This is a genomic window from Paenibacillus sp. FSL R5-0701 (assembly GCF_037973995.1).
Classification (GTDB): domain Bacteria; phylum Bacillota; class Bacilli; order Paenibacillales; family Paenibacillaceae; genus Paenibacillus.
In genome coordinates this window covers 3,555,726-3,582,009 of sequence record NZ_CP150230.1, presented here as the reverse complement: position 1 = coordinate 3,582,009, position 26,284 = coordinate 3,555,726, and the positions used below count along the sequence as shown (strand labels likewise).

The 26,284-nt window shown below is 44.0% G+C and carries 18 protein-coding genes and 1 pseudogene; 5 read left to right on the top strand and 14 right to left on the bottom strand.

Annotated features, from left to right (window positions below):
* Positions 1-38: 38 nt before the first annotated feature.
* Together MKZ13_RS15815 and MKZ13_RS15810 are read right to left on the bottom strand one after the other, a co-directional pair.
* Positions 39-995, bottom strand: coding sequence for an IS30 family transposase (locus tag MKZ13_RS15815; protein WP_221821217.1), 957 nt, complete (start codon positions 993-995; stop codon positions 39-41).
* Positions 996-1,187: 192 nt separating this feature from the next.
* Complete coding sequence (locus MKZ13_RS15810) at positions 1,188-1,868, bottom strand: TetR/AcrR family transcriptional regulator C-terminal domain-containing protein (RefSeq protein WP_339176694.1); 681 nt, start codon at positions 1,866-1,868, stop codon at positions 1,188-1,190.
* Positions 1,869-2,004: 136 nt separating this feature from the next.
* Between MKZ13_RS15810 and MKZ13_RS15805 the strand changes: the two genes are divergently transcribed.
* Positions 2,005-3,357 (top strand): MATE family efflux transporter, encoded by a 1,353-nt coding sequence (locus tag MKZ13_RS15805; RefSeq protein ID WP_339176693.1) that lies wholly within the window; start codon positions 2,005-2,007, stop codon positions 3,355-3,357.
* Positions 3,358-3,447: 90 nt separating this feature from the next.
* Here MKZ13_RS15805 and MKZ13_RS15800 read toward each other — a convergent pair whose 3' ends face one another.
* Positions 3,448-4,431 (bottom strand): alpha/beta hydrolase, encoded by a 984-nt coding sequence (locus tag MKZ13_RS15800; protein WP_221821212.1) that lies wholly within the window; start codon positions 4,429-4,431, stop codon positions 3,448-3,450.
* 157 nt (positions 4,432-4,588) lie between these two features.
* The gene (locus tag MKZ13_RS15795; RefSeq protein ID WP_076210644.1) at positions 4,589-5,887 is read right to left on the bottom strand and encodes an NCS2 family permease; all 1,299 of its coding nucleotides are present in this window, start codon (positions 5,885-5,887) and stop codon (positions 4,589-4,591) included.
* Between the two features lie 437 nt (positions 5,888-6,324).
* Here MKZ13_RS15795 and MKZ13_RS15790 point away from each other — a divergent pair.
* Positions 6,325-7,505: pseudogene (locus MKZ13_RS15790) on the top strand (IS3 family transposase).
* A 51-nt stretch (positions 7,506-7,556) separates the two neighbouring features.
* Here MKZ13_RS15790 and MKZ13_RS15785 read toward each other — a convergent pair.
* Positions 7,557-7,685 (bottom strand): DUF6254 family protein, encoded by a 129-nt coding sequence (locus MKZ13_RS15785; RefSeq protein WP_219845137.1) that lies wholly within the window; start codon positions 7,683-7,685, stop codon positions 7,557-7,559.
* Between the two features lie 181 nt (positions 7,686-7,866).
* Here MKZ13_RS15785 and MKZ13_RS15780 point away from each other — a divergent pair, with 181 nt between their 5' ends.
* The gene (locus MKZ13_RS15780) at positions 7,867-8,718 is read left to right on the top strand and encodes an aldo/keto reductase (protein ID WP_221821208.1); all 852 of its coding nucleotides are present in this window, start codon (positions 7,867-7,869) and stop codon (positions 8,716-8,718) included.
* Between the two features lie 122 nt (positions 8,719-8,840).
* Here the strand turns inward: MKZ13_RS15780 and MKZ13_RS15775 are convergent, their stop codons facing one another.
* Genes MKZ13_RS15775 through MKZ13_RS15765 form a run of 3 tightly spaced genes read right to left on the bottom strand, consistent with a single transcriptional unit; the run spans position 8,841 to position 15,120 of the window.
* Entirely contained in the window at positions 8,841-13,298 is a 4,458-nt protein-coding gene (locus MKZ13_RS15775; RefSeq protein WP_339176692.1) for a carbohydrate binding domain-containing protein, read from the bottom strand.
* Positions 13,299-13,341: 43 nt separating this feature from the next.
* Complete coding sequence (locus tag MKZ13_RS15770) at positions 13,342-14,220, bottom strand: carbohydrate ABC transporter permease (protein WP_221821204.1); 879 nt, start codon at positions 14,218-14,220, stop codon at positions 13,342-13,344.
* A gap of 15 nt (positions 14,221-14,235) precedes the next feature.
* On the bottom strand, positions 14,236-15,120 hold the full coding sequence (locus MKZ13_RS15765) for an ABC transporter permease subunit (RefSeq protein ID WP_237175766.1): 885 nt from the start codon (positions 15,118-15,120) through the stop codon (positions 14,236-14,238).
* Between the two features lie 212 nt (positions 15,121-15,332).
* Between MKZ13_RS15765 and MKZ13_RS15760 the strand changes: the two genes are divergently transcribed.
* A complete protein-coding gene (locus tag MKZ13_RS15760) occupies positions 15,333-17,042 on the top strand; it encodes a sensor histidine kinase (protein WP_083669649.1) in 1,710 nt (569 codons plus the stop codon).
* A complete protein-coding gene (locus tag MKZ13_RS15755) occupies positions 17,018-18,694 on the top strand; it encodes a response regulator (RefSeq protein ID WP_339185270.1) in 1,677 nt (558 codons plus the stop codon). Before MKZ13_RS15760 ends, MKZ13_RS15755 begins: the two co-directional genes overlap by 25 nt.
* Before the next feature lie 153 nt (positions 18,695-18,847).
* Here MKZ13_RS15755 and MKZ13_RS15750 read toward each other — a convergent pair whose 3' ends face one another.
* The 6 genes from MKZ13_RS15750 to MKZ13_RS15725 all read right to left on the bottom strand — a co-directional run bounded on the left by MKZ13_RS15750 (position 18,848) and on the right by MKZ13_RS15725 (position 26,259).
* Positions 18,848-20,533 carry an extracellular solute-binding protein gene (locus MKZ13_RS15750; RefSeq protein ID WP_338706048.1) on the bottom strand — a complete coding sequence of 562 codons (1,686 nt, stop codon included), beginning with the start codon at positions 20,531-20,533 and terminating at the stop codon, positions 18,848-18,850.
* 188 nt (positions 20,534-20,721) lie between these two features.
* On the bottom strand, positions 20,722-21,435 hold the full coding sequence (locus tag MKZ13_RS15745; RefSeq protein WP_221821745.1) for a glycoside hydrolase family 16 protein: 714 nt from the start codon (positions 21,433-21,435) through the stop codon (positions 20,722-20,724).
* A 311-nt stretch (positions 21,436-21,746) separates the two neighbouring features.
* Positions 21,747-22,391: an ankyrin repeat domain-containing protein gene (locus tag MKZ13_RS15740; protein ID WP_339185403.1), complete on the bottom strand. Its 645-nt coding sequence runs from the start codon at positions 22,389-22,391 to the stop codon at positions 21,747-21,749.
* A gap of 70 nt (positions 22,392-22,461) precedes the next feature.
* The gene (locus tag MKZ13_RS15735; RefSeq protein WP_339185268.1) at positions 22,462-23,970 is read right to left on the bottom strand and encodes an S-layer homology domain-containing protein; all 1,509 of its coding nucleotides are present in this window, start codon (positions 23,968-23,970) and stop codon (positions 22,462-22,464) included.
* Positions 23,971-24,089: 119 nt separating this feature from the next.
* Positions 24,090-24,782, bottom strand: a complete 693-nt coding sequence (locus tag MKZ13_RS15730) for a response regulator transcription factor (protein ID WP_237175289.1) — start codon at positions 24,780-24,782, stop codon at positions 24,090-24,092.
* Positions 24,783-24,789: 7 nt separating this feature from the next.
* Positions 24,790-26,259, bottom strand: a complete 1,470-nt coding sequence (locus MKZ13_RS15725) for a HAMP domain-containing sensor histidine kinase (RefSeq protein ID WP_339185264.1) — start codon at positions 26,257-26,259, stop codon at positions 24,790-24,792.
* Positions 26,260-26,284: the final 25 nt, after the last annotated feature.

The window sequence follows — 26,284 nt, the reverse complement described above, 5'->3', positions numbered from 1 at the left end:
GAGTTTTATACTCGGTGGGTTTCTTGTTTGACAGATTGTCAAACCAAGTGCGACAGTTCCTCTGTGAAAGATTCGTGAGCGGTTCTCCAGCCCAAGCATTTTCGGGGTCTGTGGTTAATCAGATCCAGTGAGTGGCCGAGATCTTCATCCTCTACTTGAGCGAAGTCGGTGCCCTTGGGATGAAACTCCCGCAGTAGTCCATTCCCATTTTCGTTGGAACCGCGTTGCCAGGAAGAATACGGGTCAGCAAAATAGACGTGAAAGCCATGTGTGTCTTCCAGGTTTGCATAGCAAGCAAATTCCTTGCCTCTGTCAGCCGTGGCTGTAAGGAAGGTGCCTTTAGGGTACTGGGAGATGGCTACACCAAGCGTAATTTCCATGGACAAAGCGGTACGATCCGGCATGAGAATGGCGGTATACAGCCGGGTTTTGCGTTCAATGAGCGTGGCTACGCATCCTTTACTTTTCCCACGACCTGATACGACGGTATCCAGTTCCCAGTGCCCAAACGTTTCTCGGGAACGAACCTCATTGGGGCGATCCGAAATGGATCTGCCGATAGCGAATTTACCGCGAGTTTCTGTGGGTTTCTGACGCTTCCCTTTGTGTCGAAGGACCTGTAACACGCCTCGAACTAGACGTCCGGCATAGAGCCAACGATAGATGGTTTTAAAGGAGACCGACGGCAGACCTTGGATGCGGAAACGTTCTGTGATCTGTTCCGGAGACCACGTTGCCTGCAGTTTTTCCTCCAAGGAAATAGCTAAGACTTCGGACCATTTACCAGGTGAGACAGAAGCCTTACGACGCTCCTCATACGCGCTCTGAGCCTGTTCTGCCTGATAGGCTTGCGATGAAGTAGCACGATTCAATTCACGACAAATCGTCGAAGGATGTCTTCCTAATTCTTTTGCGATGCCTCTTGAACTTTGACCTTGCCGATGGAGGATTTCTAGCTTGCTGCGCTCGATTATGCTAAGATGTCTGTAGCTCATGGTGGATTCTCCTTGTGTGAATGGTTGTTGTGGTGACTTCATTCTACACGAATCCGGCCATGGGCCATTTTTTATTTATTTCCAGCGGGTGTCGCACTTCATATTACAATCTGTCGTTTTAAAACATTAGTTCTACATAGAACTAATGTTTCTCCTACATGGTTGAGTTTAATCTACTCAGATCGTGGCGTTCTACTTCTCATGTTCCTTAACCACTTGTTCGATCCCGAGCAAAATAATCTTCAACCCGAACTCAAACGCACTGTCCGTTCCCATCACCTCAAACATACCGTTTTTATACATCCTGCTGAACAGACCAACTTCCTTCTCGCTCATAGAATCCAGAAGGCTAACCATCTCTTCACCTTGAAGTACTTCCTGCTCTTTGATGGCAGCAGATATATTACGCTGATGCTGATAATCGTCCAGTACGAAATAGAATACATAGTTGACCAGTGTAAGAACGGCCTGTAATTTCTGCTCTTGCTCTAGTGGTGTTGATTCCATGCAGAGCAACATGCGGTTGGTGAAGCGGATCATGTCCGGTTCATGGGGCAGCGTCATCATCATGAGCTGTGTAGAGCACGGGTACCGGCTGAGTACACTTCGCACCGTCACCGCAAGCCCCTCCATCTGTTCCTTCCAGTCCCCTTCAGTGTGAAACTCGTCCAGAATAATTTTCGATATCTGGTTAGCCAGACGCTGGTAGAGCGTCTGCTTGCTCTTAAAGTACCAGTATAGAGATGGAGCCTGAATCCCCAACTTGTCTGCCAAGCGTCTCATGCTGAATTTCTCGATGCCCTCTTCTCCGAGAAGCTCCCACGAGATTTCCAAAATCTTATCTTCCGAAATCTGAGGCTGTTGTTTTTTCATCGCTATCCGCCCTTTTATCTAACAGTGTAAGTTTATGCTTTACAGGTTCATACGTTCATGATAACATCTAACACTGTAAGGTTCAATCTAACGGTGTTAGATTAGATCAATATTAACGAAGAAAGTAGTGACCCACATGGATGCAGAAAACCTCCATTACTTTGAAAAAGCACCAATCGCCAAAGCCGTAGCTCATTTTGCTGTCCCAATGATGCTAGGCACGTCAATGAGTGTTATTTACTCCATCTTGAATGCCTATTTCCTTGGCACACTGGGTAATACGGCAATGTTAACCGCGCTCGCACTAACTTTACCTTTATTCGCGGTCATCATGGCCCTTGGTAATTTAATTGGTATAGGTAGCGGCACATTCATCTCTCGTTTGCTGGGAGAGAAAAAAGTAGATGATCTGAAGCATGTATCTTCATTTGCCTTTTACAGTAGTTTAGTTCTCGGAATTATCGTGATGGCCGTTGGGCTCCCTCTGATTGAACCAATCGTTCATGGGCTGGGGGCAACGAAAGAGTCCTTCGGATTTACGAAAGAGTATGTCACGATTATGCTTATTGGTTCACCCTTCGTCATCTTATTCTTCACGCTGGAGAATATCGTGCGCTCAGAAGGTTCAGCAATCACTTCTATGACAGGTATGATTCTCAGTGTTGTTATAAATATTATCCTTGATGCACTATTCATTTTTGTCTTCCATTGGGGCGTGATTGGCGTTGCATCTGCTACCGTCATCTCCAACTTGGTTGCGAGTGCATTTTACGCTTACCATATGAGTTATAAGAGTTTATTCTTAACCGTCTCCCTCAAATGGTTCAAGGTGACGAAGGACATCCTGAGCAATGTGTTCAAAATCGGTGTTCCCGTCTTTGTTATGAGTGTCTTCTTGGGAGCAATGTCGCTTATTCTTAACCTTTTTCTTGTCGAATATGGGGATCAGGCCGTTGCGGGGTATGGAATCTCATCACGTTTATTGCAATTTCCTGAGTTTATTCTGATGGGCTTGTGCGAGGGAGTTGTGCCATTGATTGCCTTCTCATTCACAGCGAACAAATTACGCATGAAACAAACGATTGGATTCACGATCAAAGCTATTTTGGGCTTAGCCGTCCTGTTCGGTGTTATCGTTTATCTGATCTCTGACCACTTGATTGGTTTATTTACGACTGACCCGCAATTAATTGAAATGGGTAGCTATATTCTTCATGTAACCTTCTTATCCTTGTTCATTACAGGAATGACTTCTTTGTTTATGGGTATCTTCCAAGCAACAGCCCAAGGAACCGCCGCGTTTGTAATGTCCATAATTCAAGGGATTACACTAATTCCTGTGTTGTATGTCGCTAATCAGATGAATGGCTTTCATGGAGTGATCTGGTCACTTGTTATTGCTGATGCCGTCGCGTTCCTGGTTGGGGCCATCATGTTATATGCTTTGCGGACCAAATTGCAGCCGGATCTGGAACATTTGGTACAGTAGTTATCCAAAAAACGAAAGAAGGCAGGATAAGGGTATCCCCTCAATCCTGCCTTCAACTATTGCAACACCGCTGTTCAATGATCGATCATCTTATTGGATTTGTTTCATGTAAGATTTGAATTCCTCGGCGATTTCTTTGTATTTCGTATGATGCAGGTAATGTGAACCTTCCATTGGAATCATTTTTCCTTGCGCGGATTGTTTCACTTGCTCCTCATGCAGCGGAATCCACTGCGGGTTTTTCTCGTTATTGGAAAGAACAAAGAGAAGCACTGGCAGATCACGAGGATACGTGAGTTTTTCTCCATTTTTGAAATTGGAACCCAGGTGTTTAAGCTCATTTACTAATGTCGGATTTGTCGAGACTTGATTCGAAATCAACTTCATCTGTTCTTTGGTATGTTCATCATAGTCAAGTGATGCATATGAATCACCACTCACTTTATTGAGTACTCTCATTAAGCCTGATTTTTGAAGGAATTTCATGAGGTTCAAAGGTAATTTAACATCCATGCCAGGTTGATTCGGAACACTGCTGTCAATACCGACAAAAGCAGAAACTTCATCCGGATACGTGTTCACATACGTCGCTGCGTACAGTCCCGTGATGGAATGCCCCATCAGAATATAACGATCTAAACCGAGCTGCTCTACAGCTTCATGAATTTCACTAACAATATTCTCGGTGGTTCTCTCCGTTTCGGTTTGGTCACTTAACCCATAACCGAAAGGCTCAATCGCCACAACTTTGTAATCAGAAGTTAATTCATCGATTAACAATTTGAAATCAAGCACTGGCGACGGGGTCCCTTGTCCGGGAAGTAGCACGATGGTTTGTTCGCCGCTGCCTTGAATGGATACATTCATATTTTTTCCGTCGACATTGACATATTGGCCGTACGATTCGATTTTCTTTTTCTCTGCCCCATTGCTTATCGTATGAACGACAAACGTGATGCCCATGAACAGCACCAGCGCGCCGACAATACCACCTATTATTTTTAACCATAAGTTCCGTTTTTTACGGCCCTTAGTCCCCGTTGTTGTTGCTTCCACTGTTTTTTCCAAATCCATCTTCTCCTGTCCATTATATCTGTAGAGCCGCTCTTGCGACATAGGTCTAGTGTAACCATCGAAGATGTCCCCTTCGTGACGGGAATATGAACGGAGTATGAACAAGCAAAAAAAGAGAGCTGCTTGTTAGGGCAGTTCTCTTGTTGATTAGACAGTTTTAGTGGTCCAGGAACACAAGCTGAATGAAGAATAATACCGCAAAAATGTAGAAGATTGGATGAACATCTTTTCCTTTTCCACGAAGCAGCTTAAGTACCGGATAAAAGATGAAACCTACGCCGATGCCTGTCGCAATACTATGCGTCAATGGAGTAAGGATGATAATCAGGAAGGCAGGAAATGCTTCTTCGAGATCATCCCATTTGATTTTGCTGATGACGTTAATCATAAAGTATCCAACAATGATCAGTGCCGGAGAAGTGATCGCCGGAATGCTTGATATTACACTTACGATCGGTGTGAAGAACAAGGTCAGCGCAAGCAGCACACTTACCGTTACCGCTGTCAGTCCCGTTCTTCCTCCTGCAGCGACTCCTGTGCTGGACTCGATATAAGCTGATGTTGGGCTTGTTCCGAGCAAAGCGCCACTGGTTGTTCCTACGGCATCTGCCAATAATGCGCCACGCGAGCGTGGAAATTTACCATCCTTAAGCAATCCTGCTTGTTCAGCAACGCCGAGCATCGTGCCCGTCGTATCAAACAGTGTGATCAACAAGAAGGTAAATATGATCGTATATAAACCATTCGAGAATACACCTGCCAAATCCAGTTGCAAAGCCGTTGAAGCGAGGCCTTGCGGCATGGATACAATCGATTCCGGCATTTGGAATAGTCCCATGATCCAGGCAAGTATCGCTGTTACCACCATTCCGATGAACAGGTAACCTTTCACATTATAAGCCATCAGCACAACGGTAATAATCAATCCGATAATGGTCAGATAAGCCATTGGCTCAGCCAAGTTTCCGATCGTAATCAAATTCGATTCTGAATCGGCAATAATCCCGGCATTTTGCAAACCTACCGTTGTAATAAACAATCCGATCCCTGCGGTTATGGCATGTTTTAAGCTAGCAGGAATTGCATCAAGCAACATGTAACGGAATGAAGTCAGTGATAAAATAATAAACAAAATCCCTGCTATAAATACGGCGCCCAGTGCAACCTGCCAAGACACGCCATATCCGGCAACTACACTATAGGCAAAGAATGCATTCAGGCCCATACCCGGCGCGATGACGATTGGATAATTGGACCATATTCCCATAATCAGAGTTCCCACAATACTTGCCAGTACCGTTGCTATGAATACTCCATTAAAGTCCATGCCTGTGCTGCTGAGGATTCCTGGGTTTACGATAACTATGTATACCATTGTGAAAAATGTTGTAACCCCTGCGATAATTTCTGTGGGGATGCTCGTGCCTCGTTCTTTAAGTTTGAACCATTTGTCCATGGTAAAGCCAGCCTCCAACTTTCAAATTATACTCCAAAGCTAAAAACAAAAAATCCTAATCTTCATATAGGATTGTAATATTGTCGCTCCTATATTCGTTGTTAGGATTTAAAGATTCAACAGCTAAGCTCTAAACTAAACATAAAGATACTCATATCTGTTTTCAACCTGAAGTCCATTTCGTATTCTAATTAAAATGACATGCAATGTCAATGAATTAACGATTTGTTCACAGTTATTTACGAACTATACAGACGTTATATCTTGTATTCATTCGTTTTTACAATAGAGTATATCGACGTATGGCTCAATGTCTGCAATGTATGAAGAAAGACTGCCAGCAATATTCACTGTGGTATTATCCCCTTTAAGTAGACACTTGAAAAAGCCTTCATGTTATCATGAGGGTTCAAGTGACACTTGGAGGGGATATTTTTATGGCAAAAAAAGGACAAACATTTCAGACGTATACCGAAGAATTTAAATTGAATGCGGTTAGATCCTATGTCGAAGGGTCTTCAAGTTATAAAGTGGTAGCTGAACGCGAAGGAATTCGAAACTGTTCACAACTGAAGGTGTGGGTGAAAAAGTGGAAAAACGGGGAATCGTTCGATGAGCGAAAAAACAATGTTCCGAATCCAATGAAAGGACGTCCCCGTACTGCCTTTAGCAGTGTAGAAGAAGAACGTGACTACCTTCAAGCACAGGTGGATTATTTAAAAAAGCGGTATCCAAATCTAGTAAAGGAGAAGCGCTGAGCCAACGGGAGAACTACGATATCATAGACGAATTGCGCTGCTCGCATAGCATTACACGCCTATTATCGATTACAGGAATACCCCGTTCCAGTTATTACAAATGGCGAGCAACACAGCCGCAGCGAGACGCAAGACAAGACCGTGATCGTGAGATCAAAGAACACATGATGGCTATTCATTTTGCAAACCGAGAGTTTGGTTATCCTCGCATGACAACGGCGCTCTGGGAGGCTGGTCTGAACGTTAATCACAAGAAAGTATGGCGAATCATGCGGGAACTATCGATCCAATCGGTCATTCGTAAGAAGCGGAAGAAGTCCAGCTATACGCCATCTGTGATTTATCCGAATCGCCTGAAGCGCAAATTTCATGCCACAGCCCCCCAGCAAAAAATGGTGACGGATATTACTTATATTTCGGATGGAAACACATTCGTTTATCTGTCTGTCATTCAAGACTTGTTCAACAACGAAATTGTAGCTTGGCAATTATCTAAACGGAACGATGTTCAGCTCGTATTGGATACGGTGGAACAATGGACACAAAAAAGAGACGTTTCGGAAGCCGTGCTCCATTCGGATCAAGGCTTCCAATACACGTCTCAGGCGTACAACACACGATTAGAAGCATTCGGCGTGAAGGGTAGCCACTCTCGCAAAGCAACCTGCCTGGATAACGCATGCATCGAATCCTTCTTTTCGCATCTCAAGACAGAGAAGCTGTACCTTAACCAGTGTAATTCAGAAGCAGAGATTCGACAAGCCGTGGAAGATTATATGTACCATTACAACTACCGACGTTTTCAAGCCAAACTCAAACAGCGCGCACCGATTGAATATCGATGCGCGCTGGCAGCATAGCTTTTTTCATCTGTCTACTTGACAGGGGTATGACCACTGACAGTCTTTTGCTTAATTCGTAGTAGGTTTCTCTTCATATTCGCTGGATAATTCTTTAAGCGATTTGATTTTGCCATGGGGATGCTGTTCTTGCTTACGTGACTTCCAGGCAGCTTCTTTGCGTTTCTTCTGGTCAGCCATACAAGATATCCTCCTCTGGAAACTGAGATGTATACTACTTCTTTATGATGTCATTTCTGGACAACTTTATTCTGCATGCATAGGTAATAAGAGAATTAGGCAAGCATATAAGACAAATTAGATATCGGTTTTTAGAGCAGGAATGCAATAATATAGACATGCCACAACTGGAGGTTAATATATGCAAAAAGTAATTTTAAATAATGGTGTTGAGATGCCTGTTCTAGGCTTTGGTGTGTTTCAGATTGCAGATGCAAACGAATGTGAACAAAGTGTTATGGATGCCATATCAGCTGGGTATCGTCTCATTGACACTGCTGCCTCTTATCTAAACGAGGAAGCCGTGGGCAGAGCGATCAAACGTAGTGGCGTGGCCAGAGAAGAATTATTTGTCACGACGAAACTTTGGGTTCAGGATACGGGTTATGAACGTACCAAACAAGCATTTGAAAAATCTTTGGAACGATTGCAATTGGACTATTTGGATTTATATTTAATTCATCAACCTTTTGGAGACGTACATGGCTCTTGGCGTGCAATGGAGGAGTTGTATCGTGAAGGAAAAATACGTGCAATCGGAGTAAGTAACTTCCAGCCGGATCGTCTGATCGATTTGATTCTGCAAAACGAAGTAACCCCTGCTGTAAACCAGGTCGAAACACATCCCTTCAACCAGCAGATCTTAACTGGACAATTCATGAAAGAAAATAATGTTCAGATCGAATCTTGGGCACCTTTTGCTGAAGGGAAAAATGACTTGTTCCAGAATGAGGTATTGGTATCTATAGGTGAAAAGTACAACAAATCGGTTGCTCAAGTGGTTTTGCGTTGGTTGACCCAACGTGAAGTCGTGGTTATTCCAAAATCGGTGCGTAAAGAAAGAATTATTGAGAACTTCAATATTTTTGATTTTGAATTAAGCCAAGCAGATATTGAGTCGATTACTGCGCTAGATACCAAACAGAGCCTTTTCTTCTCCCATAATGATCCTGAAATGGTCAAATGGATTAGTACTCGCAAACTAGATATTTAATCCCATCCATCCGATAACAATCTAATCCTTCTCTTCACGGAGAGATCAAAAAATCCGATTCCGGCATCACGGAATCGGATTCTTCATTTATTGTAGCCTAAATAATATAGAGAATTCAGAAGTTAATTGGCAGGACCCAGATTAATCAAGCTGACCTCGGATAATGAGACGGTTGTGTTGCCATCTTGCACACCATCAATGTTACCCACATCAAATGAGATTCGAGTATTCGCATAGCTGTCTTCTGTTGCATCAAATGTAAACGTGAACTCCTGTTTTTCTGGAGTCAAATCAACTCGTGCCCCAAAGAAACCATGCCATTCATAGTTGGCAGCTGCATCGACCCATCCAATCCCCAATCCCAATTTCCTGGACTTCTCCGCTTTGGCTTTAAACGTTAATTTATATTTAAAACCTTGCTGTATGCCAAATCCTTCATTGATGACTTGACGATCCCATGGATGCTGGCCTGCATGACCAATCTTGGCTTGAAGCTGTTGATTGCTAACTTGGATCTCAAGGTCCGCTGCATTACCGTCCGCATGGGTAAACCAACCTTCCTCACCTTTGGAGAAGTCTCCATTGGGGATAAGGTTAACATGAGCTGGCTGCCCTCCTTGATCTGCATTTGGATTAACTTCATATAATTGAACGTTTTTGATGTGAATCGAGTGTTCACCTGTAGATAGCGGATATCCTAATCCAAATGCAAGCATAGCTGCCGAATCGGAAGTATCCCCCATAGTGAAGGTGTAACTATACGACTTTTGATCGGCGGTTAATTCCACTTCTTCTTCAAAATACTTCACAAAATCGCCTGCATTCTGAGAAAGAACCGCTTGCATGGATTTAGGACTGGAAGCAGATGCCTCGAAGGTAAGTCGGTACGTTTTGTTTGCATCCAGTTTGATCTGACCTTGTTGCAACAAAGCATCCCACCAATGTTCACTTGTACCAGGCAATTTAATCGTTAATCCTGCGCCCTCGTCATGTGAGGCTGTCAGATCATTAGGAATTAGCTCCCACTGATTCAGATCAGCTGTTAGCTCACTGTTCTGAATTTTGTTTTGTGAAATATCCACCCAACGTGTATTATAATCTGCTCCTTCAAAATTCACATAATAGGGTTTGCCTGCTGTCAAGTTGACCCCTGGAAAATACACCGTTTGATAGGCTTGCCATCCACCCGTGTCTCCGAGACTCAGGTCTGATTGTGCAACGGTTGTCCCTTGTTCATCCTGAATGCTGAACTGAACCTTGGAATCACTTTTTCCACTGGCCATTCGGGCAGACAGAACATAAACTCCGTCGTGAGCTACATCGATTTTATATTGCAGCAGATCTCCTTGATCCATGTAGCTGACATGTTTTCCTCCTTCTACGGAGTCCTCGAGTTGCAAGCCCTGCATCATCCAGGCTTCGGTAGCAGGAACATGTGCGTAGCCATTCACTGACAGAGGTTTTCCGCGTTTCGTCAAACGAACGTTGTCCACGTATACCTTACCTTTAGAACTGCCAAATAACAGTCTTAGCTCGGATTGTGCGATTGATGCTCCATCTCCAATAATGATTTCTCCAGTAAATGTTTTCATCTCTTGGTTCAAGGAGAGGTTTTGTCCTTGATGAACCTGTACTGTATGCCCAGTACTGCTGACAACATCAATATCGATGCTTCGCGTTGTATCTGCCTTGGCATCTAAGGAGAACCCATACGTTGTATTCGCTTCCAACTTCAAATCCGGTTGGTTTACCGAAACCTGCTGTGGGTCATTATTCGTTTGAGTAACATCAACAACCAGCTGACGCTCCATAATCGGGAATTTCGAAAAGTTATTTACACTTATATTGGCTGCCGCACTGTCCTGAATGTTGCTTGACCAGAATCCCAGACGCTCCTTGCCTTGATCGAATGTGCCATTGTAAATAAAGTTGCCATCAGGTAGCGCGTTTCGTTCGACAGTTAACGGATCAGCCTCACCCACCTCGATCAGTCTGACATTGGCAAACCAAACGGTTGTATCATCCAGCCCCAGATTAAATTCGAATCTGGCATTGTTATCCGTGCCATCCCGCATATTGAAGGTATAGTCATAGGATTGCCAATCTGTCGTGAGTGCAAAGGTGTTATCACCCGAATAATTGGTCCAACTTTTTTCAAATTGGTTCAGTTTGGACATGATGGTACGGTCAGCAGATGCTTTCGCATCAAACTGTATCTTGTACTTTTTGTTTTTCTTGATATACATCGGCATCTGAGTCAGTTGAACCGAGTAGTTTTCAGTACCCGATGCATCAATGGTAACTTCTGCTGCTTTCCCTTTCTGCTCATCCGTTACAACTTTGACACTGCCAGCTCCATCAGCATTTGTGATGAATTTCCACTGAAGAGGCACTCCATTGTCTGCAGATCCTTCTGAAAAACGATCATTGTAGATTTGATTGCCATCGGCTTGTGGTTCCCGCTGTTGTACAGGCTCGATGGGATTTGTTGTTACATCAGGCCATGTGTCTAGATTTTTGTAAGAATATACTCGCACAAAATCAACATTCATCTTTTCGGAAGTAAAGTTGCTTTCAGGTGAGCCCGGCCAGTCTCCTCCAACTGCCAAATTGAGAATTAGATAGAATGGACGATCAAATGGTGCAGGGAACGTATAATACTCGGGTTGGCCCGCAGCCTTCGTTTGCCAGTTAGTCACTTCATGATGTAATTTACCGTCCACATAGAAACGAATCATACCCGGCAACCATTCCACCTGGAAATCATGATAATCGTCAGCGAAAGTTTCTCCCTTCGGAAGAGTAAGGCTTCCCTGATCATGTCCATGGGAACCGTCAGGCTTCACACTGTCATAATGCAATGTACTATATACCTTGTTATTACTCTCTTTGCCACCAATTAGCTCCATAATATCGATTTCTCCAGAGGCAGGCCATCCTCCATAATGCGCTTCATCTGTTGGCATCATCCATATGGCAGGCCACATGCCTTTTTCTATAGGAAGCTTCGCACGTACCACCACTTTACCGTAGGTCCAGTCGCCTTTTCCCATGGAGATCAGTTTGCCAGAGCTGTAATCCTTACCATTTTTCGGCCCCTTTTTCGCTTCAATCTGCAACACGCTTCGATTCTGATCTTTTGTAATGCTAGTGTTATCCGGGCTGTAATATTGCATTTCATTATTATAAACGAGCCCTGTATCCTGCACGGTCCATTTGGAAGAATCAATCGCAGGCCCGTTAAACTCATCATTCCAGACCAGCTCCCATTGATCATGCGGAATCGTTGTTGCTGGAACCGGTTTTTCGCCCGCAGGATTGCTTGGTGTTGATGGTGTAGACGGTGATTGCCCGTCTGGAGAAGATGGTGTGGGTGTGCTTGTCACATTTGTTGAACCACCAGGCTGCGAAGAAACAGGTTGTTGGGCTTCACCCACCATGGATGTGCGCAATCCTTGTTTTACTTTCTCTCCGTTGATCACAACATCATCGGCATCTACACTCAATTTTTGGATCGTACCTTTGGTATCCATTCGAGTCTGACTCGCTTCTGCATGAATATTCATGGAATCAATCAGGCTGTTTGAAGAGATCTCCAGAATGGATTTCTGCTTTACATGCATCTCCTGAATGTTGCTTTCTTCCGTAATGGCAATTCTGACGGGTTCCCCACGTTTGTCAACGACTACTCGCTTCAGCTTGGAGTTGTTAATGTTGATGAAGTGACTGCCTCCGCCTTTAATGATGACACTTCCTGTAACCGTTACGCCCTGAAGAACAACAGATCCCTCGCCTATGCCTTCTGCCAGCAGTAGATTTCCATTGACAACCATATTTTTCAACGTGATATCCGTTGATTTAATAATCAAGTTGCCATCTACCCGGGACTCATATGTTTCAGGAGTGCTTTTTACATCTGCAATCATCGCTGACAGTAACTCTGCCGTCTCCGCTCGTGTAATCGGGGCTTTGGGATTTAATTTGCCTTGGAAACCTTTAAGAATATTTTCGTTCACCAGATAGGTAAGCGCTTTCTTTGCATAACCGGAGATCTCATCTGCATCCTGAAATTTCAATTGTTCACTCTCTTCATTGGTAGCCGCTGAAAGTTGAAAAGCTCGATCTACCATAACCGCTGCATCTTGGCGTGTAATCGGTTGTTGTGGTGACAGATGTTCACGTTCTGTCCCTTCGATGATACCAGAACCATTCGCTCGTACCATGACGTCATAGTACCAATCGTCTGAAGTCATATCCACATATGAGCCAGTCGCCGCATTACCGGTGAAACCAAAGGCCCGATCCAGAATCATGACGAATTCAGCTCGGCTAATGACCTGACTGGGCTTGAATGTACCGTCCGTATAACCTTTCAATAGATTCAAGTCTTGCAAACGTGTAACTGCAGATTGTGACCAATGCCCGGTCAGGTCTGTATAGGGAACAGAGAAGTGCAGGCTTTTCGCCTGCACATTTCCCACCTCCGCTTGACCCTGTACACTTTCTGCTCCAGCAGTTGCTGGATAAACGAGAGAAGCCATTAAACTCCATGCCATCATACAGGCCAGTCCTTTTCTCATCCTTCTTCCTCCCTCAGCTCAGTTATCCTTGCATTTGCATAGCCTATTCCTTGACTGCTCCAATAACGATCCCCTTAACGAAGAAACGTTGTAAAAACGGGTATACCATCAGGATCGGAAGCGCGCCGATAAAGATCTGTGCTGCGCGTACAGTCCGCTGCGAGATATTCTCCAACATGGAAGGATCGACGTTGATTTTGCTGAGATCTTGCTGAACGATAATAGTTTGTAGCAGAGAAGCAAGTGGATAATTTTTAATATCAGACATATAGATCATGCCGTCGAACCAGGAGTTCCACTGATACACCATCGTAAATAAGGACAAGGTTGCGATAGCTGGAAGCGACAGTGGTACGTAGACCAGAATCAACGTTTTGATATGACCTGCTCCATCCAAATAAGCTGCTTCCTCAAGTTCTTTGGGCAGACCGCGGAAGAAGTTCATCATGAGAATAACGTTCCACACGGACAGTGCGCCAGGCAGAATAAGTGCCCAGATTGTATTCATCAAGCCAAGCTTCTGGATCAGAATGTAACTTGGAATCAAACCGCCGCTGAACAAAATGGTAAATACGAAAAACCACGTATATAAGGAGCGACCTTTAAAACTGATATCTTCCTTCGACAACGGAAATGCGGTTAAGAGCATGATGACTATACCAATGATCGTCGCAATTACAGTCCGTTTAAGTGATACGATCAAGGAGTTGATGAAGTTTGAATTCCCGAATGTTTTCACATATGCGTCCGTTGTGAACCCAATGGGCCAGAAGGTAACCAGGTTTGATGATGCTGGCGCCATACTGCTGAATGAAACAGCCAATATATGAATAATTGGTAAAATGCAGAGTATCGATAATATCCCAAGAAAAGTATAGTTAGCGATGCTGAATATGCGGTATCCTTTTGTTTTATAATACAAGCCCTTTTCTCCTCTCTAGAAAACTCGATAATTAGCTAGTTTGTAAGCCATTCTGTAAGATATAACAATCAAAATGGTAGCAACCACAGATTTGAACAACCCTACTGCTGTGGCAAAACTCATCTTCCCGTTCAGAATCCCGAGTCGATATACAAAAGTGTCAATGATGTCGCCTTTGTCATACACAAGTGGATTATACAAGTTGAATACCTGATCAAAACCGGCGTTCAGGATATTACCGATAGAGAGTGTCATCAGTACGATTGTAATCGGCATTAATGCCGGAATCGTAATGTGCAGCGTCTGTTTAAATCGGTTGGCCCCATCCACCTCCGCAGCCTCGTAAAGCGCTGGATTGATCCCTGAGAGAGAAGCCAGAAATACGATCGTACCAAAACCAAATTCTTTCCACACATCACTGACGATCAGTGTTATCCGGAACCATGTACCATCTCCAAGGAAAAAGATCGGTTCTCCGCCAAAGGCTTCGACAAGTTGGTTCACCATGCCGCCCTGTGGAGACAGGATATCGAGCAGAATACCACCGAGAATAACCCATGATAGGAAATGCGGTAGATACACAAGCGTTTGACTTACTCTCTTGAATGCCGTCAAGCGCACTTCATTGAGCAAAATGGCAAACAGGAATGGAGCGAACAGTCCTGCGATGATTTTGAAAAATGCAATGACCAGCGTATTCCAGATCACCTGACCTACGTCCGGATATAAGAATAAATATCGGAAATTGTCCCAACCCACCCATTTGGATTCAGAAAATCCCAAGTATGGTTTGAAATCCTGAAAAGCAATTACAATGCCACCCATCGGTATGTACTGAAACACCAGTGCCAGCAATACAGCTGGAATGAGCATCATATGCAAGGTCCAGTTCCGTTGCATATTCCAGCGCTGTTTAACCCTGGTGGAGCGCCGTTTATGCGGCGTTTCTAACGTATGTTCCTTCACTCCTGCATCCCCCATGTTCTAAATTTTGTATTTTACAAGTCATCGTGAACTTGTATATTAAAATTATAGCAATGGAAATTTGTGATCTATATCCTAATATTGCAACAACGATATCAATATTTTAATAAGATTAAGGAGGTTGGACTTTGTTCACACGCTTGAATGTCTTTACCAAAATTACACTGTTGTTTGTGATGCTGCTTATTCTGGTGCTGTTTCTCTATACATACTCGAACCGGGAAAGCGTGCGTGTTATCGAACACGAGATTCAGAACAATACGATGAATCATCTCTCGACATTTGCTGACTCAGTAGAATCCAATATTTACCAACTTTCATTGTATGGAATGTCTATTGGGCAAGATTCGAGTATTCAGGAATATCAACGCCCCGACTACAAGGACATTCCCTATGAACGTGTGAAAGTTGGAAGTGCCATTCTGGAGAAAATGAATCTGTACAACGCAGCAAGCAAATGGCATTCGACCATCACACTATACTTCCCAAGGATGCAAAAAGTGATATCAACGGATTATTATGCTTACATTCCGTACAGGGATGATGAATTTAAGGAGCCTCTCTCGCAATCCTGGACCTATGCCGACAATCAGTTTATCTGGTACACTACCGATCCAACGACAGCGATGGCGAGACCTGGCAAAGCCAGATTGATTACCAAAATCAGTTTTCCAGTTCATCACTTAACTGCACTTCTTAATCAAAACAAGTTAAATAATAAAGGTGACCCATTCATGTTCCATCCCGATTATGGATTAATCAGCAATAGTTCTGGAAAGGAAACCTTGAACGCAATCCTGCCTTCCCTGAAAGAAGCAAAACTGCAGGCCAGCGGTGGATTCAGTACAACGTTGAACAAAACGGAATATTACGTCTCTTATATTCAATCCAAGAGCCTCGGCTGGTATTATGTTGACTATGTGCCTATGCAGCAAATTTTGAAACCGATTACGAGCAGCCGGAATCTTTTTTACGCTTCAATTGCCGTTCTGATCGTGATGAGCGTTGTTGTATTATATACACTCTACCGAAGTGTGCAGCTTCCACTCTTACAGTTGGTGAAAGGGACGAATCGCTTGTCAACCGGGGACTTTTCCGTTCGGCTTCATCATTCTGCACGCAATGAGTTCAGCCTGTTATTTGCACGTTTCAACATCATGGCTCAACGAATTCAAGAATTAATCGAGAATGTATATGAGGAGAAATTACGAAGTCGGGAAGCCACGCTCAAACAGTTGCAATCGCAGATTAATCCGCATTTTCTATATAACTGCCTGTTCTATATCAAGAACATGGCCCGAATGAAAAATGAAAAGGCCGTGGTAGCCATGGCACTGAATCTGGGGGAGTATTACCGATACATAACCAGGTCCGAAAAGGATCAAGCCACGCTTCGTGAAGAGCTGACAATGGTCAAAAATTATTTGGAAATCCAGTCACTTCGTCTGGAACGAATGCATTTTACAATCGACGTGCCCCATGATATTTTAGATAAAACAGTTCCCAGACTAACCCTCCAGCCTATTATTGAGAACGCTATTATTCATGGTCTGGAGCCCAAATCGGTAGATGGTGAGATTAAAATCTATGCGGACTGCGAGGATGATGTGTACACAATTATCGTGGAGGACAGCGGGCTTGGCATGTCTGAGAAACAGCTTGATCATCTGAGAGATAATCTTCTTAAACCGCTGGATGAGAATATGGGATGTGGTACATGGAATGTCCATCAGCGTTTATCTTTTCTGTACGGTGAAGGATCTGGACTATCTTATGATCATTCTTCAATGGGTGGGATTAAAGTTAACATCACATGGCACGACAATACAGACAAGTAGGTGAACGACCCATGCTGCAAATATTATTAGTTGACGATGAACGTTCCGTCGTGGAAACGCTGGCAGAGACCATTCCGTGGGAAAGCTGCGGGATCGGTACAGTTCATGAAGCCTTATCCGGTGCAGTGGCGCTGGAAATTATGGACAACCACGACATTGACATTGTAATTACGGATATACGTATGCCTGAAATGTCAGGCATTGCACTGATTACAGCGATTCATGAAAAGTGGCCGCATGTGCAGACGATTCTGTTATCAGGTCACGCAGACTTTGAATATGCGAAACAGGCTATTGCGCAGGAAAGCTTTGATTACTTGCTGAAACCTGTTAGTGATGAAGATCTGATCGAATCCGTGCAACGTCTTGTTCATCGAATTAAAGAAAAGTGGGAAACAGCAGCATCACATCAAAGAGCCTTACACGCCTTTCAGGATCATCTGCCATTGCTTCAATCCACGATGCTGCATGAGTTGCTGACTGGAAAAGTCTATGATCAGAAGACGCTGGCAGACAAGCTTGATCTGCTGGAACTTCCCTACTCCGTAGGAGAGGATCTCGGCATGCTGATTATCCGTATGGAGAAACATCTATCCGAGATGGCGCACGGCGACCTGGCCCTAATGGAATATGCAATATGTAATATCATTAGTGAAGTGATGCATAATCATTTTCATATCTGGCATACACGTGACGTTCACGATTACATTGTTGTTCTGGTTAGCATGAAGCATCCGCCAACGATGAGTTACAGCAGGAGCGAGACGCCTCAGACATTGCTTGAGCAGTACGCTGCCCAGATTCAAACCAATGTTCAGTTATACCTGAAAGGTGCAATCTCCATTTCCGTCTCCAGTTGGGGCAAGTTTCCCCACGAAATTGGAGAACTCTATGAGCGAACAGTTATGTCCATGCGTAAACGGATGGGTCAGGTGCAAGGTTTGTTTGTCACCGCTTCCGATGAAACGGATGCCAATCCTCTACATACGATTAGGTCGCTTTATCAGCCACCAACGTTGATTAGCCTGCTCGAAGCTGGTCGCTTTGAGGATGTGGAACAGAAAATCGAACACATTTTTGAGGAACTGCTGCATTCCAATGAACATCATGATATTGCTGAGTCAACTTTTGAGGTGTATTTTGCTATTGCGGGCGCGTTTGCGTACATCATTCATAAAAATGGCAAACAAATCTCTTCTTTGATACCAGCAGAGTCCTATCGTTACTTTCAAGCTCCCAGCTATTCCACTGCGCAGCAGCTACAGGACTGGTCCGTGCGTACACTTCATTACATACGAGATGATGCTGAACAAGAGCTTAGAGACAATCACAGCACCATTGTGCGCAGCGTCAAAAGTTTTGTCGACCTTCATCTGGCTGGAGATGTATCACTGCCTGCAATTGCCGACCATGTGCATCTGCACCCAGTCTACTTGTCCAAGGTATACAAGGCGGAGACAGGTGAAGCACTTACTGCCTATGTGTACCGGTTAAGAATGGAGAAAGCAGCCTATCATTTGCGAACATCAACCGCCAAAGTGTTTGAGATTGCAGAACTTGTCGGTTACAACAATACCGCATATTTCATTCGAGTTTTCAAGAAATTTTATGATCTTACACCGCAAGAATATCGGGAAAATCTGCCGGTTTAAGATACTTAGGCCAGACTTGACGTTCTAGTAATCTCTCCGGTTTCCCCTACTCTATATCAATTACAAAAAGGCATTGCCGGAGATTTTCTCCTGCAATGCCTTTTTGGTGCTTATGTGGCCGGGATGAATCATTTCAGCCAGCCCTTTGTCATCCTATTTTCCGCTTTTCACGGAATCATACCACTCGTTAACTTCTTTCGTAATCTGATCTCCGCCTGAAGACTTCCACTTCTCAACAAATGAGTCGAACGCGTCCACAGAGGTTTTGCCATATACAATTTGAGAGAAGGTATCCTTCTCCATCTTCGTCAAAATGTCATTGTTCATCTGCATCGTCATTGAAGGTGCACCGGTAAACATTTGATTGAACACGATATCTTTTTGATCCAAAACAATCTTGGCTGCATCAAGCATAGGTACTGGTACACCTGATTTGATTTTTTTCTCAAATGGTGTAGTTGCTTCTTCACCGCTTGCCAGCTTGGCAAGTGTTGTCATACTTAGATTGGGAATACGCGCTCCATCAAAAGTCAACGTGTACTTCTCGGGAGCATAACCACCCGTAAGACTTGCATCGGTTGATGGTTTCCCATCTACCATAACCCAATCGTATCCTTCCGCAAATCCATGCTCAAACTCATCGCCCTCTTTAGGATTCGCATAGTGATCAAAGAGATAGTTCTGATAGGTGAAAAAGGCTTCCGGATTTTTCATGTCTTTGTTAATCAGAACTACGCCATTTCCGTTTGACGTACCATGTCTGCCTGCTTGACCATTTGGACCGGAAGGAATTGGATACGCCTTGTATTCAGCCTCAGGATTGTTTTTCTTCACATCCTCCAGCGGCCAGGATGGCATCCAGTGAGGACCGACCACAATACCTGCTTTTCCGGCAGTAAATTCTTCAGCTGCTTTTGTCTCGTCATACACGCCGGCTTCTTCCGGGATATACCCTTTGCTCATCCAGCTCTGTAATTTGGCCAAAGCCTGTTTTGCACCAGGTGTAACGGAACCGTATTCAAGTTTTCCATCTGCCGTCAGATTCCATTGGTTTGGCATTGTACCATAAGCGCCAAATACCCACCCAGCTTCAGACATCCATGTGTTCAGCCAGTTCTTGAAGCCAATGGTGAGTCCGTAAGTGTCCTGCTTCCCATTGCCATCCGGATCTTGATTCGTAAACGTTTCCATAATGACTTCAAGATCATCTATAGTTTTAGGTGCTTCCAGATTGAATTTCTTCATCCAGTCTTCACGGATCCACATGACAGGATCACCATTATAGGAATAGTCAAGAATCGGAATACCGATCTTTTTGCCATCTTGCATGTATGGATACCATACGGAAGGATCTTCGTTTACGGCTGCTTTCCATGTGTCGCTGGCATATTTGTCAAACAACTCGCCCGCATCGACAAATTTTCCGGACTCAATCAATTCACGCACCAGATTGAATTCGCCGCGATACGAAATAATGTCCGGCATGTCCGCATTGGAAGCAAGCGATAGACGCAGTTTTGTCTCAAATGCATTATTGGTGGATGGAGATATCCACTGGTTTTTCAACTCAATTCCGAGTTTCTCCTTAGCCCATTTGGTATGGACGTTGTTATCCTGATCCTCGCCTGACTTAAACTTCACGTCTGGACCCCATGGTCGTAAATACGTAATGGATACTGGTGGATCATACTTCCCATTTTTGAGCTCCAACGTTGTCGCTGGTGTACTTGATTCAGTTTTCTTTTCGTTCCCGTTACTACACCCACTCAAGGCTGCAGATAGGGCCAATACACCGATCATGACCAAACTGCCTACTCGTCTCTTTTTACTTGTGTCCAACTTCGTTCCCCCAGTCTATGTAATGTTGCTTACAGGTTAATCATAATGAATGTTTGATATTTATGCCCATACTAATATTGCAACATTTATTGCATTAATTTAGGATATTGGATATTGAATACATATATTGAATAAATACAATGCCAAAATATAGAAAAAAGCAACCGCTAACGGCTGCTCCAGTCTGCTTAATTACTCGTATATTTAACCCAGTCATATTCCGCATAAAGTGGATTGGCACCGTTATAAGGACCGAGCCAGCTATCTACACCTGTTCCATTCCACAGGTTCATCATGATTTTTCCGGGTGTTTTAGGAATATTGCTGGTTGCCGTGTGCTTCAATACACCATCTACATACCATTTGATATGTCCCGGCTGCCAGTCAAATGCGTACGTATGGAAGCCTTGGGATGCATCAAAACCTAGATTGATAATCTTCTCATGATTACCAACCCCATTGGTATAATAATTAAACTGCACTTTGGTTGTGTCTTTTCCTAAAAATTCGATATCAATCTCATCCCATTGGGTGCCATGTGCAGGGCCTGTGTATGTGAAAAAAGACGAAACTACACCTGTGTTCTTGGCAGGTTTCATACTGACTTCATACAAGCCGTACCCATACGTATTTGTGGTGCGATACTCTCCGCAATCAAACTTGTTCTGTGCAGAGCTGGTCAAACCAAGCTTAAGCTTGCCGTCACTTGTAAAATTAACATTGTTAGCCCTCCACGTACAGTTAAACATGCTCCCATTGGAATACCCATCCGCTTTTTGCCACGTGCTTGCGTTAAAATAGGTTAGAGGTTCCCAGAAAACATAACCCGCGAAAGCGCTTACCGAAAAAAATAAAGAGATGACACCAGTTACCACCAAAGTATACCAAGACTTCCTCTTCATCATACACCTCCATGAATGATTCCAACATGTACAGCAGTATAATAATAGATAACGCTTACATGGTTGGTATTTCCATTTTATCTGGAAGCAGAGTGGTACACTATAGCAAACTTCAAAGCAGAGATATTCAATTTTTAAGATCCTCGTTCTCGTATCTAATCATGTCATGTTAAGACTATGCCAGTTTCATACACGTAAGATGGATTGAATGAAGCGCCTGCCCTTCAGCATAGAAGGAATCAGGCGCTCCATGAAAACCATTTTTACATATATCTCAACATGTTTGTTAATTTATTCACCCTAAAAGGGGTTTATTTCGCACCAGCTTGTACCAAAATGTCTTCAATTTCTTTGAAGCCATTATTCTTCGCATGACTGAGTGGTGACACCCCATCACGGTCCGATATGTTTACGTCTGCTCCGTGGTCAATGAGTAATTGTATCGTCTCCTGCTGCAGAGAATTGCCATCGTTAAGAATGATCGCTTCGAGTAGTGCTGTCCATCCCAATTCATTCACATGGTCCACATCCACCGAAGTTTGAGTCAGGAGTTCTTGCACTACATCCACATATCCATGCTCCGAAGCTGGAATAAGTGCTGTCCCTCCATATCGATTTGTTATCGCTGGGTTCGCTCCCGCCTCGATTGTCAGCTTCAAAATATCCAAGTATCCTTCAGCGCCAGCATACAGAAACGGGGTATTTTTCATATCGTCCTGTATATTCACATCTGCCCCCGCTTCAATTAACACTTTAGCCGATGTTAGATCATTATTGTAGGTTGCAATCATTGTAGCGGTTCGTCCACTCTGATCTTGAACATTGATATTGGCGCCTGCTTGAATCATTTGTTCGATGCGTTTAGTATCGCTGTCCTCTACTGCCTTGAACAGCTGTTCATCTGCTGAAGTCATGGCCTTTTCCTCCACATTGGAGTCGTTTTTCACTTCAGGCATGCAGCCTTGAACGATCAACATACTGCTTATCAGAACAACGATGATCAGCGATTTACTCATACTGCCTCCTTTACTCCAGTGTCGAGGTGACCGAAGAAGCGATACTCCAATCCCCAACTGGATTTATTGTATACGTAGTACCCGGAGTCAACTTTCCATCATTTGTTAGGTCGAATACACCCGTCGCACCTTTTCGACTTGAATATTTATAAGTAGCCGTCAGAACATCCCCGCTAGGTGAAGTTAACGTTACACTTCGACCAGAGAACAGTTCATCCCCAGGGTCCTGGTCAAGTGTAACTTCAATGGAGGTTTCGCTCACTGCTTGAGCACTTGCAACCACTAGTGCATCAAACGATTTCGCCGTAAATGAAGCATTTTCGATGTTGGCCCAATCCGAAGAAACCGTATATGTGACACCTGATTTCAGCGTTTGTCCCTCAGGCAAACGGAACTTCGGTTCTTGTTTGCCATCTGTGGATTGCGTGAACGGAACATATCTGGCAACGATAGGCTCGCCACCTTCTGGCGTAATTACAACTTGTCTTGCCTGCATGGAAGAGATGATCTGATACGTTTCTCCTCCTGCTTGCTCTTGATCATTCAACACAAATGCATTAGCTCCTCGACCACCGCTGTAAGCCGAAATGATGTAACCATAATCCACGACACCGTTCACTTGCAGTGCTTCAATCTCGAATGTATCATTTGTTACTTGACTAGCCGTTGTCATGTTTATTTTCGTGGCACTGCCTTCAAAGGAACCTGCGTCTTGGCCTTTGTAAGTCAGGTTGTACACTTCACCAGCATCTTGTACGGACGTTGGAACGATGTAAGTCGCAATTGACCCTGTTTTCAAACGGGGCATATTGGTTAACGTCAACCCGCCACTAAACGCAAAGTCCGTTTGTGCCTTGGCAAAAGCTTCATTCGCTGCTGTCAGCGGCTTGTCGAATGTGACGATTAACGTAATGGCATTCAGAGATCTAACGCTCTTGATTTGAGCTTGCTCCGAAGGAATAGCTTGGTGTGCAGTTTGCAACAGCACTGCTGTTTCGCCGCGAGTTGCTGTACCGTTCTCGGAGTAAAACTCGCTCATCCAATGGTGAACGGACTTTACATCACGTTGCATCGCTTTGGATACGACCTGTTCGAGTTCAGCATCCGACACTTGAGTTTGCGGATTGAATTGTCCATCGTTAGCCTGCATGATGCCAAGTTCAACAAGCTTTGACGCATATGGCGCATACCATGCATTGGAATTGACATCCGTTAATTCTACGATTTCTCCCGTCTTGCTCTCCAAATTAAACGTTTTGAAAACCAATGAAGCTAACTCCGCACGGGTAATTGCTCGATGTTCACCCATGGATTGATCTGCATATCCGTTCATGATCCCCAAGCTATTCAGATCCTTGATAGCAGCTTCAATCTGTTGTTGGGTAAGCTGTGTGGTTGTTGCCGCAATGTTAGTAACGTATGTAGCTGCATGTACTTGATTCGCAGTTAACGGGAATACCGCTGTACCTAATGCAGTTATGGTTAGAAATGTAGCGATTTTGCGGGTTGTAGAATTCATGATTGAATTCCTCCTCTATAGGTTGTAGTTGCCTGTATCTATAGAATAGAGGACAAAAAGAAACTCCCAAGGCTAAAGTTATTAACAAAATATAAACTGGCTCTAAATTTTCACGAAACTTATGCAGTAAACCGGTAGCCTGCGCCCCAGACGGTTTCAATATACTCCGGATTTTTTGGGTCTGTCTCCAGCTTGCCGCGCAGTTTGCGAATATGGACGGTAACCGTTGCAATGTCTCCGGTGGAATCCATGCCCCAGATCCGCTCGAACAGATCCGATTTGCTGAATACACGGTTGGGATGACTTGCAAGAAATACAAGTAACTCGAATTCCTTGGTTGTAATCGCCACCTCTTCTCCATTAACAAAAACGCGGCGTGATCCTTTATCAATGTGAAGCCCGCGAATGTGGATTTCATCCTGCTCAGCTGGTTTGTTTTTGCCAAGTAGTCTCTCGTATCGGGTCAAATGAGCCTTTGCTCGTGCAACCAGCTCACTTGGGCTGAACGGTTTTGTAATAAAGTCATCCACTCCCAGATTAAATGTCCGGATCTTATCGATTTCTTCCTTTTTCGCGGAAACAACAAGGATGGGCACTTCCTTTACTTCGCGAATACGCCTGCAACATTCAAAGCCGTCGAGTCCCGGAAGCATCAGATCAACAATGATCAGATGATAGTCCCCCTCCAGTGCCTGCTTCAGGCCTTCATCACCAGTATGGCAGAGATCCACAGAAAATCCGTTGAGCTCAAAATAATCCCGTTCCAGTTCCGCAATCGTTGTTTCATCTTCAATGATCAAAATATTTGCCATAACTTTATTAGTCCCTCTCTTCATTCAGCCGTTTCAGCTTGATATATATGCTCGTGCCATCATTGGGCTGGCTTTCAGCCCAGATGAAGCCCCCATGTCCATCAATGATTTGGCGGGCAATTGCCAGCCCGAGTCCACTTCCACCCGTTGAGGAATTGCGGGATTGTTCTGCACGATAGAAGCGTTCAAATATATAAGGTAGTGCCTCTTCCGGGATGCCTTTGCCATTATCCTTAAAGGTCATCGTAATCCATTTCTCATCCGCTTGAAGTGTAATCTCGAATCGTTTGTGTTCATTCTCCATGTATTTGAGTGCATTATCCACCACATTAACAACGGTACGTTTTAACTTCTCCGGATCCACAGCAGCTATAGCGGGACCAGATACCTGGTTATTCCACTCTAAGGCAACGCCTTTGTCCTCCAGATCGTATCTCAGCTCTTCAATGCTATCTTCTAGGAAATCAGCGAGATCAACTGTTTTGAACAGGAAAGGTTCTTGGTTCAAGTCGAGCTTGGAATACAAAAACAGTTCATCCACCAGCTTATCCATGCTAACTGCTTTGGAGTGAATGATATTAACATAACTCTCCATTTTCTCTGGAGTATTAGCCACTCCGTCACGAATACCCTCAATATACCCTTTGATATTGGTAATGGGTGTACGGAGATCATGCGAAATGTTGGAGATAAGCTCTTTGCGGTTCACTTCGTCCTGCTGACGTAACGCATAGGAGAGCTGTAATTGATTCCGCATACTCTCAAACGCTTCGCTGAGTTGACCAACCTCGTCATTGGAGTTTAGCTGAAGTTCAAAGGATAGATTGCCATCCTTAATATGTTCGGCTGAACTTCGTAGTTGATTCAAGGGTTTAATGAAGCTGCGCGTGATCCAGCGGAACAAGAGTAGATTTGCAATGATGAGGACGCCAATAAGCAGGAATGACATCACAGGTAGCAGTTTACGAGTAAGCTCCGCAAAGGGGCTTCTCTCACGAATGACAAAGATGCTCCCACGTTCCCCGTCTGAATATTGAAAATCAAATTTTGCATACGCGTAAAATCGCTCACCAATATTGAAGGTGCTCCGAATCTGATAATTGTTAAGATCATAGGCAGGCAGTGCTTGCTTCAGTTCTGGCTGGTTGAAGGTCAGTGATTCGAAGACCTGACTATTCTCCCGTCTGACGTAGAGCCCTGACTTCTCAGCTCGAAGCTTCATATCATATTCACGCAGCAAAACCTTATTCTGCAGGTCGTCCGGGTCATTTTTGGCCAGAAACTTCATCTCTTGAAAGATCGATTCTCCCTGTTCAGTCAGGGGGTTGATCTGATAATGTACCTTGTATATGTCGCGGAAACTCTGTAGATCCCCTGTGGCCGCAATCGTATACAGACTTGCGGTAAGCAGGATGAACAGCAGACTTATAACAAGCATGCCCGTGAAGGACAGCAGCATTTTTATTCGAATTGACATGGGTTCTCCTTCTCAAACAAGCAAT

Bases quoted from the DNA above. Each gene is read 5' to 3' on its own strand.
- MKZ13_RS15765 (WP_237175766.1), bottom strand. From the start codon at position 15,120: ATGCAACGGAACTGGACCTTGCATATGATGCTCATTCCAGCTGTATTG.
- MKZ13_RS15815 (WP_221821217.1), bottom strand. From the start codon at position 995: ATGAGCTACAGACATCTTAGCATAATCGAGCGCAGCAAGCTAGAAATC.
- MKZ13_RS15745 (WP_221821745.1), bottom strand. From the start codon at position 21,435: ATGAAGAGGAAGTCTTGGTATACTTTGGTGGTAACTGGTGTCATCTCT.
- MKZ13_RS15755 (WP_339185270.1), top strand. From the start codon at position 17,018: ATGGCACGACAATACAGACAAGTAGGTGAACGACCCATGCTGCAAATA.
- MKZ13_RS15800 (WP_221821212.1), bottom strand. From the start codon at position 4,431: ATGGATTTGGAAAAAACAGTGGAAGCAACAACAACGGGGACTAAGGGC.
- MKZ13_RS15735 (WP_339185268.1), bottom strand. From the start codon at position 23,970: ATGAATTCTACAACCCGCAAAATCGCTACATTTCTAACCATAACTGCA.
- MKZ13_RS15775 (WP_339176692.1), bottom strand. From the start codon at position 13,298: ATGAGAAAAGGACTGGCCTGTATGATGGCATGGAGTTTAATGGCTTCT.
- MKZ13_RS15810 (WP_339176694.1), bottom strand. From the start codon at position 1,868: ATGAAAAAACAACAGCCTCAGATTTCGGAAGATAAGATTTTGGAAATC.
- MKZ13_RS15780 (WP_221821208.1), top strand. From the start codon at position 7,867: ATGCAAAAAGTAATTTTAAATAATGGTGTTGAGATGCCTGTTCTAGGC.
- MKZ13_RS15785 (WP_219845137.1), bottom strand. From the start codon at position 7,685: ATGGCTGACCAGAAGAAACGCAAAGAAGCTGCCTGGAAGTCACGTAAG.
- MKZ13_RS15730 (WP_237175289.1), bottom strand. From the start codon at position 24,782: ATGGCAAATATTTTGATCATTGAAGATGAAACAACGATTGCGGAACTG.
- MKZ13_RS15805 (WP_339176693.1), top strand. From the start codon at position 2,005: ATGGATGCAGAAAACCTCCATTACTTTGAAAAAGCACCAATCGCCAAA.
- MKZ13_RS15725 (WP_339185264.1), bottom strand. From the start codon at position 26,259: ATGTCAATTCGAATAAAAATGCTGCTGTCCTTCACGGGCATGCTTGTT.
- MKZ13_RS15795 (WP_076210644.1), bottom strand. From the start codon at position 5,887: ATGGACAAATGGTTCAAACTTAAAGAACGAGGCACGAGCATCCCCACA.
- MKZ13_RS15740 (WP_339185403.1), bottom strand. From the start codon at position 22,391: ATGCCTGAAGTGAAAAACGACTCCAATGTGGAGGAAAAGGCCATGACT.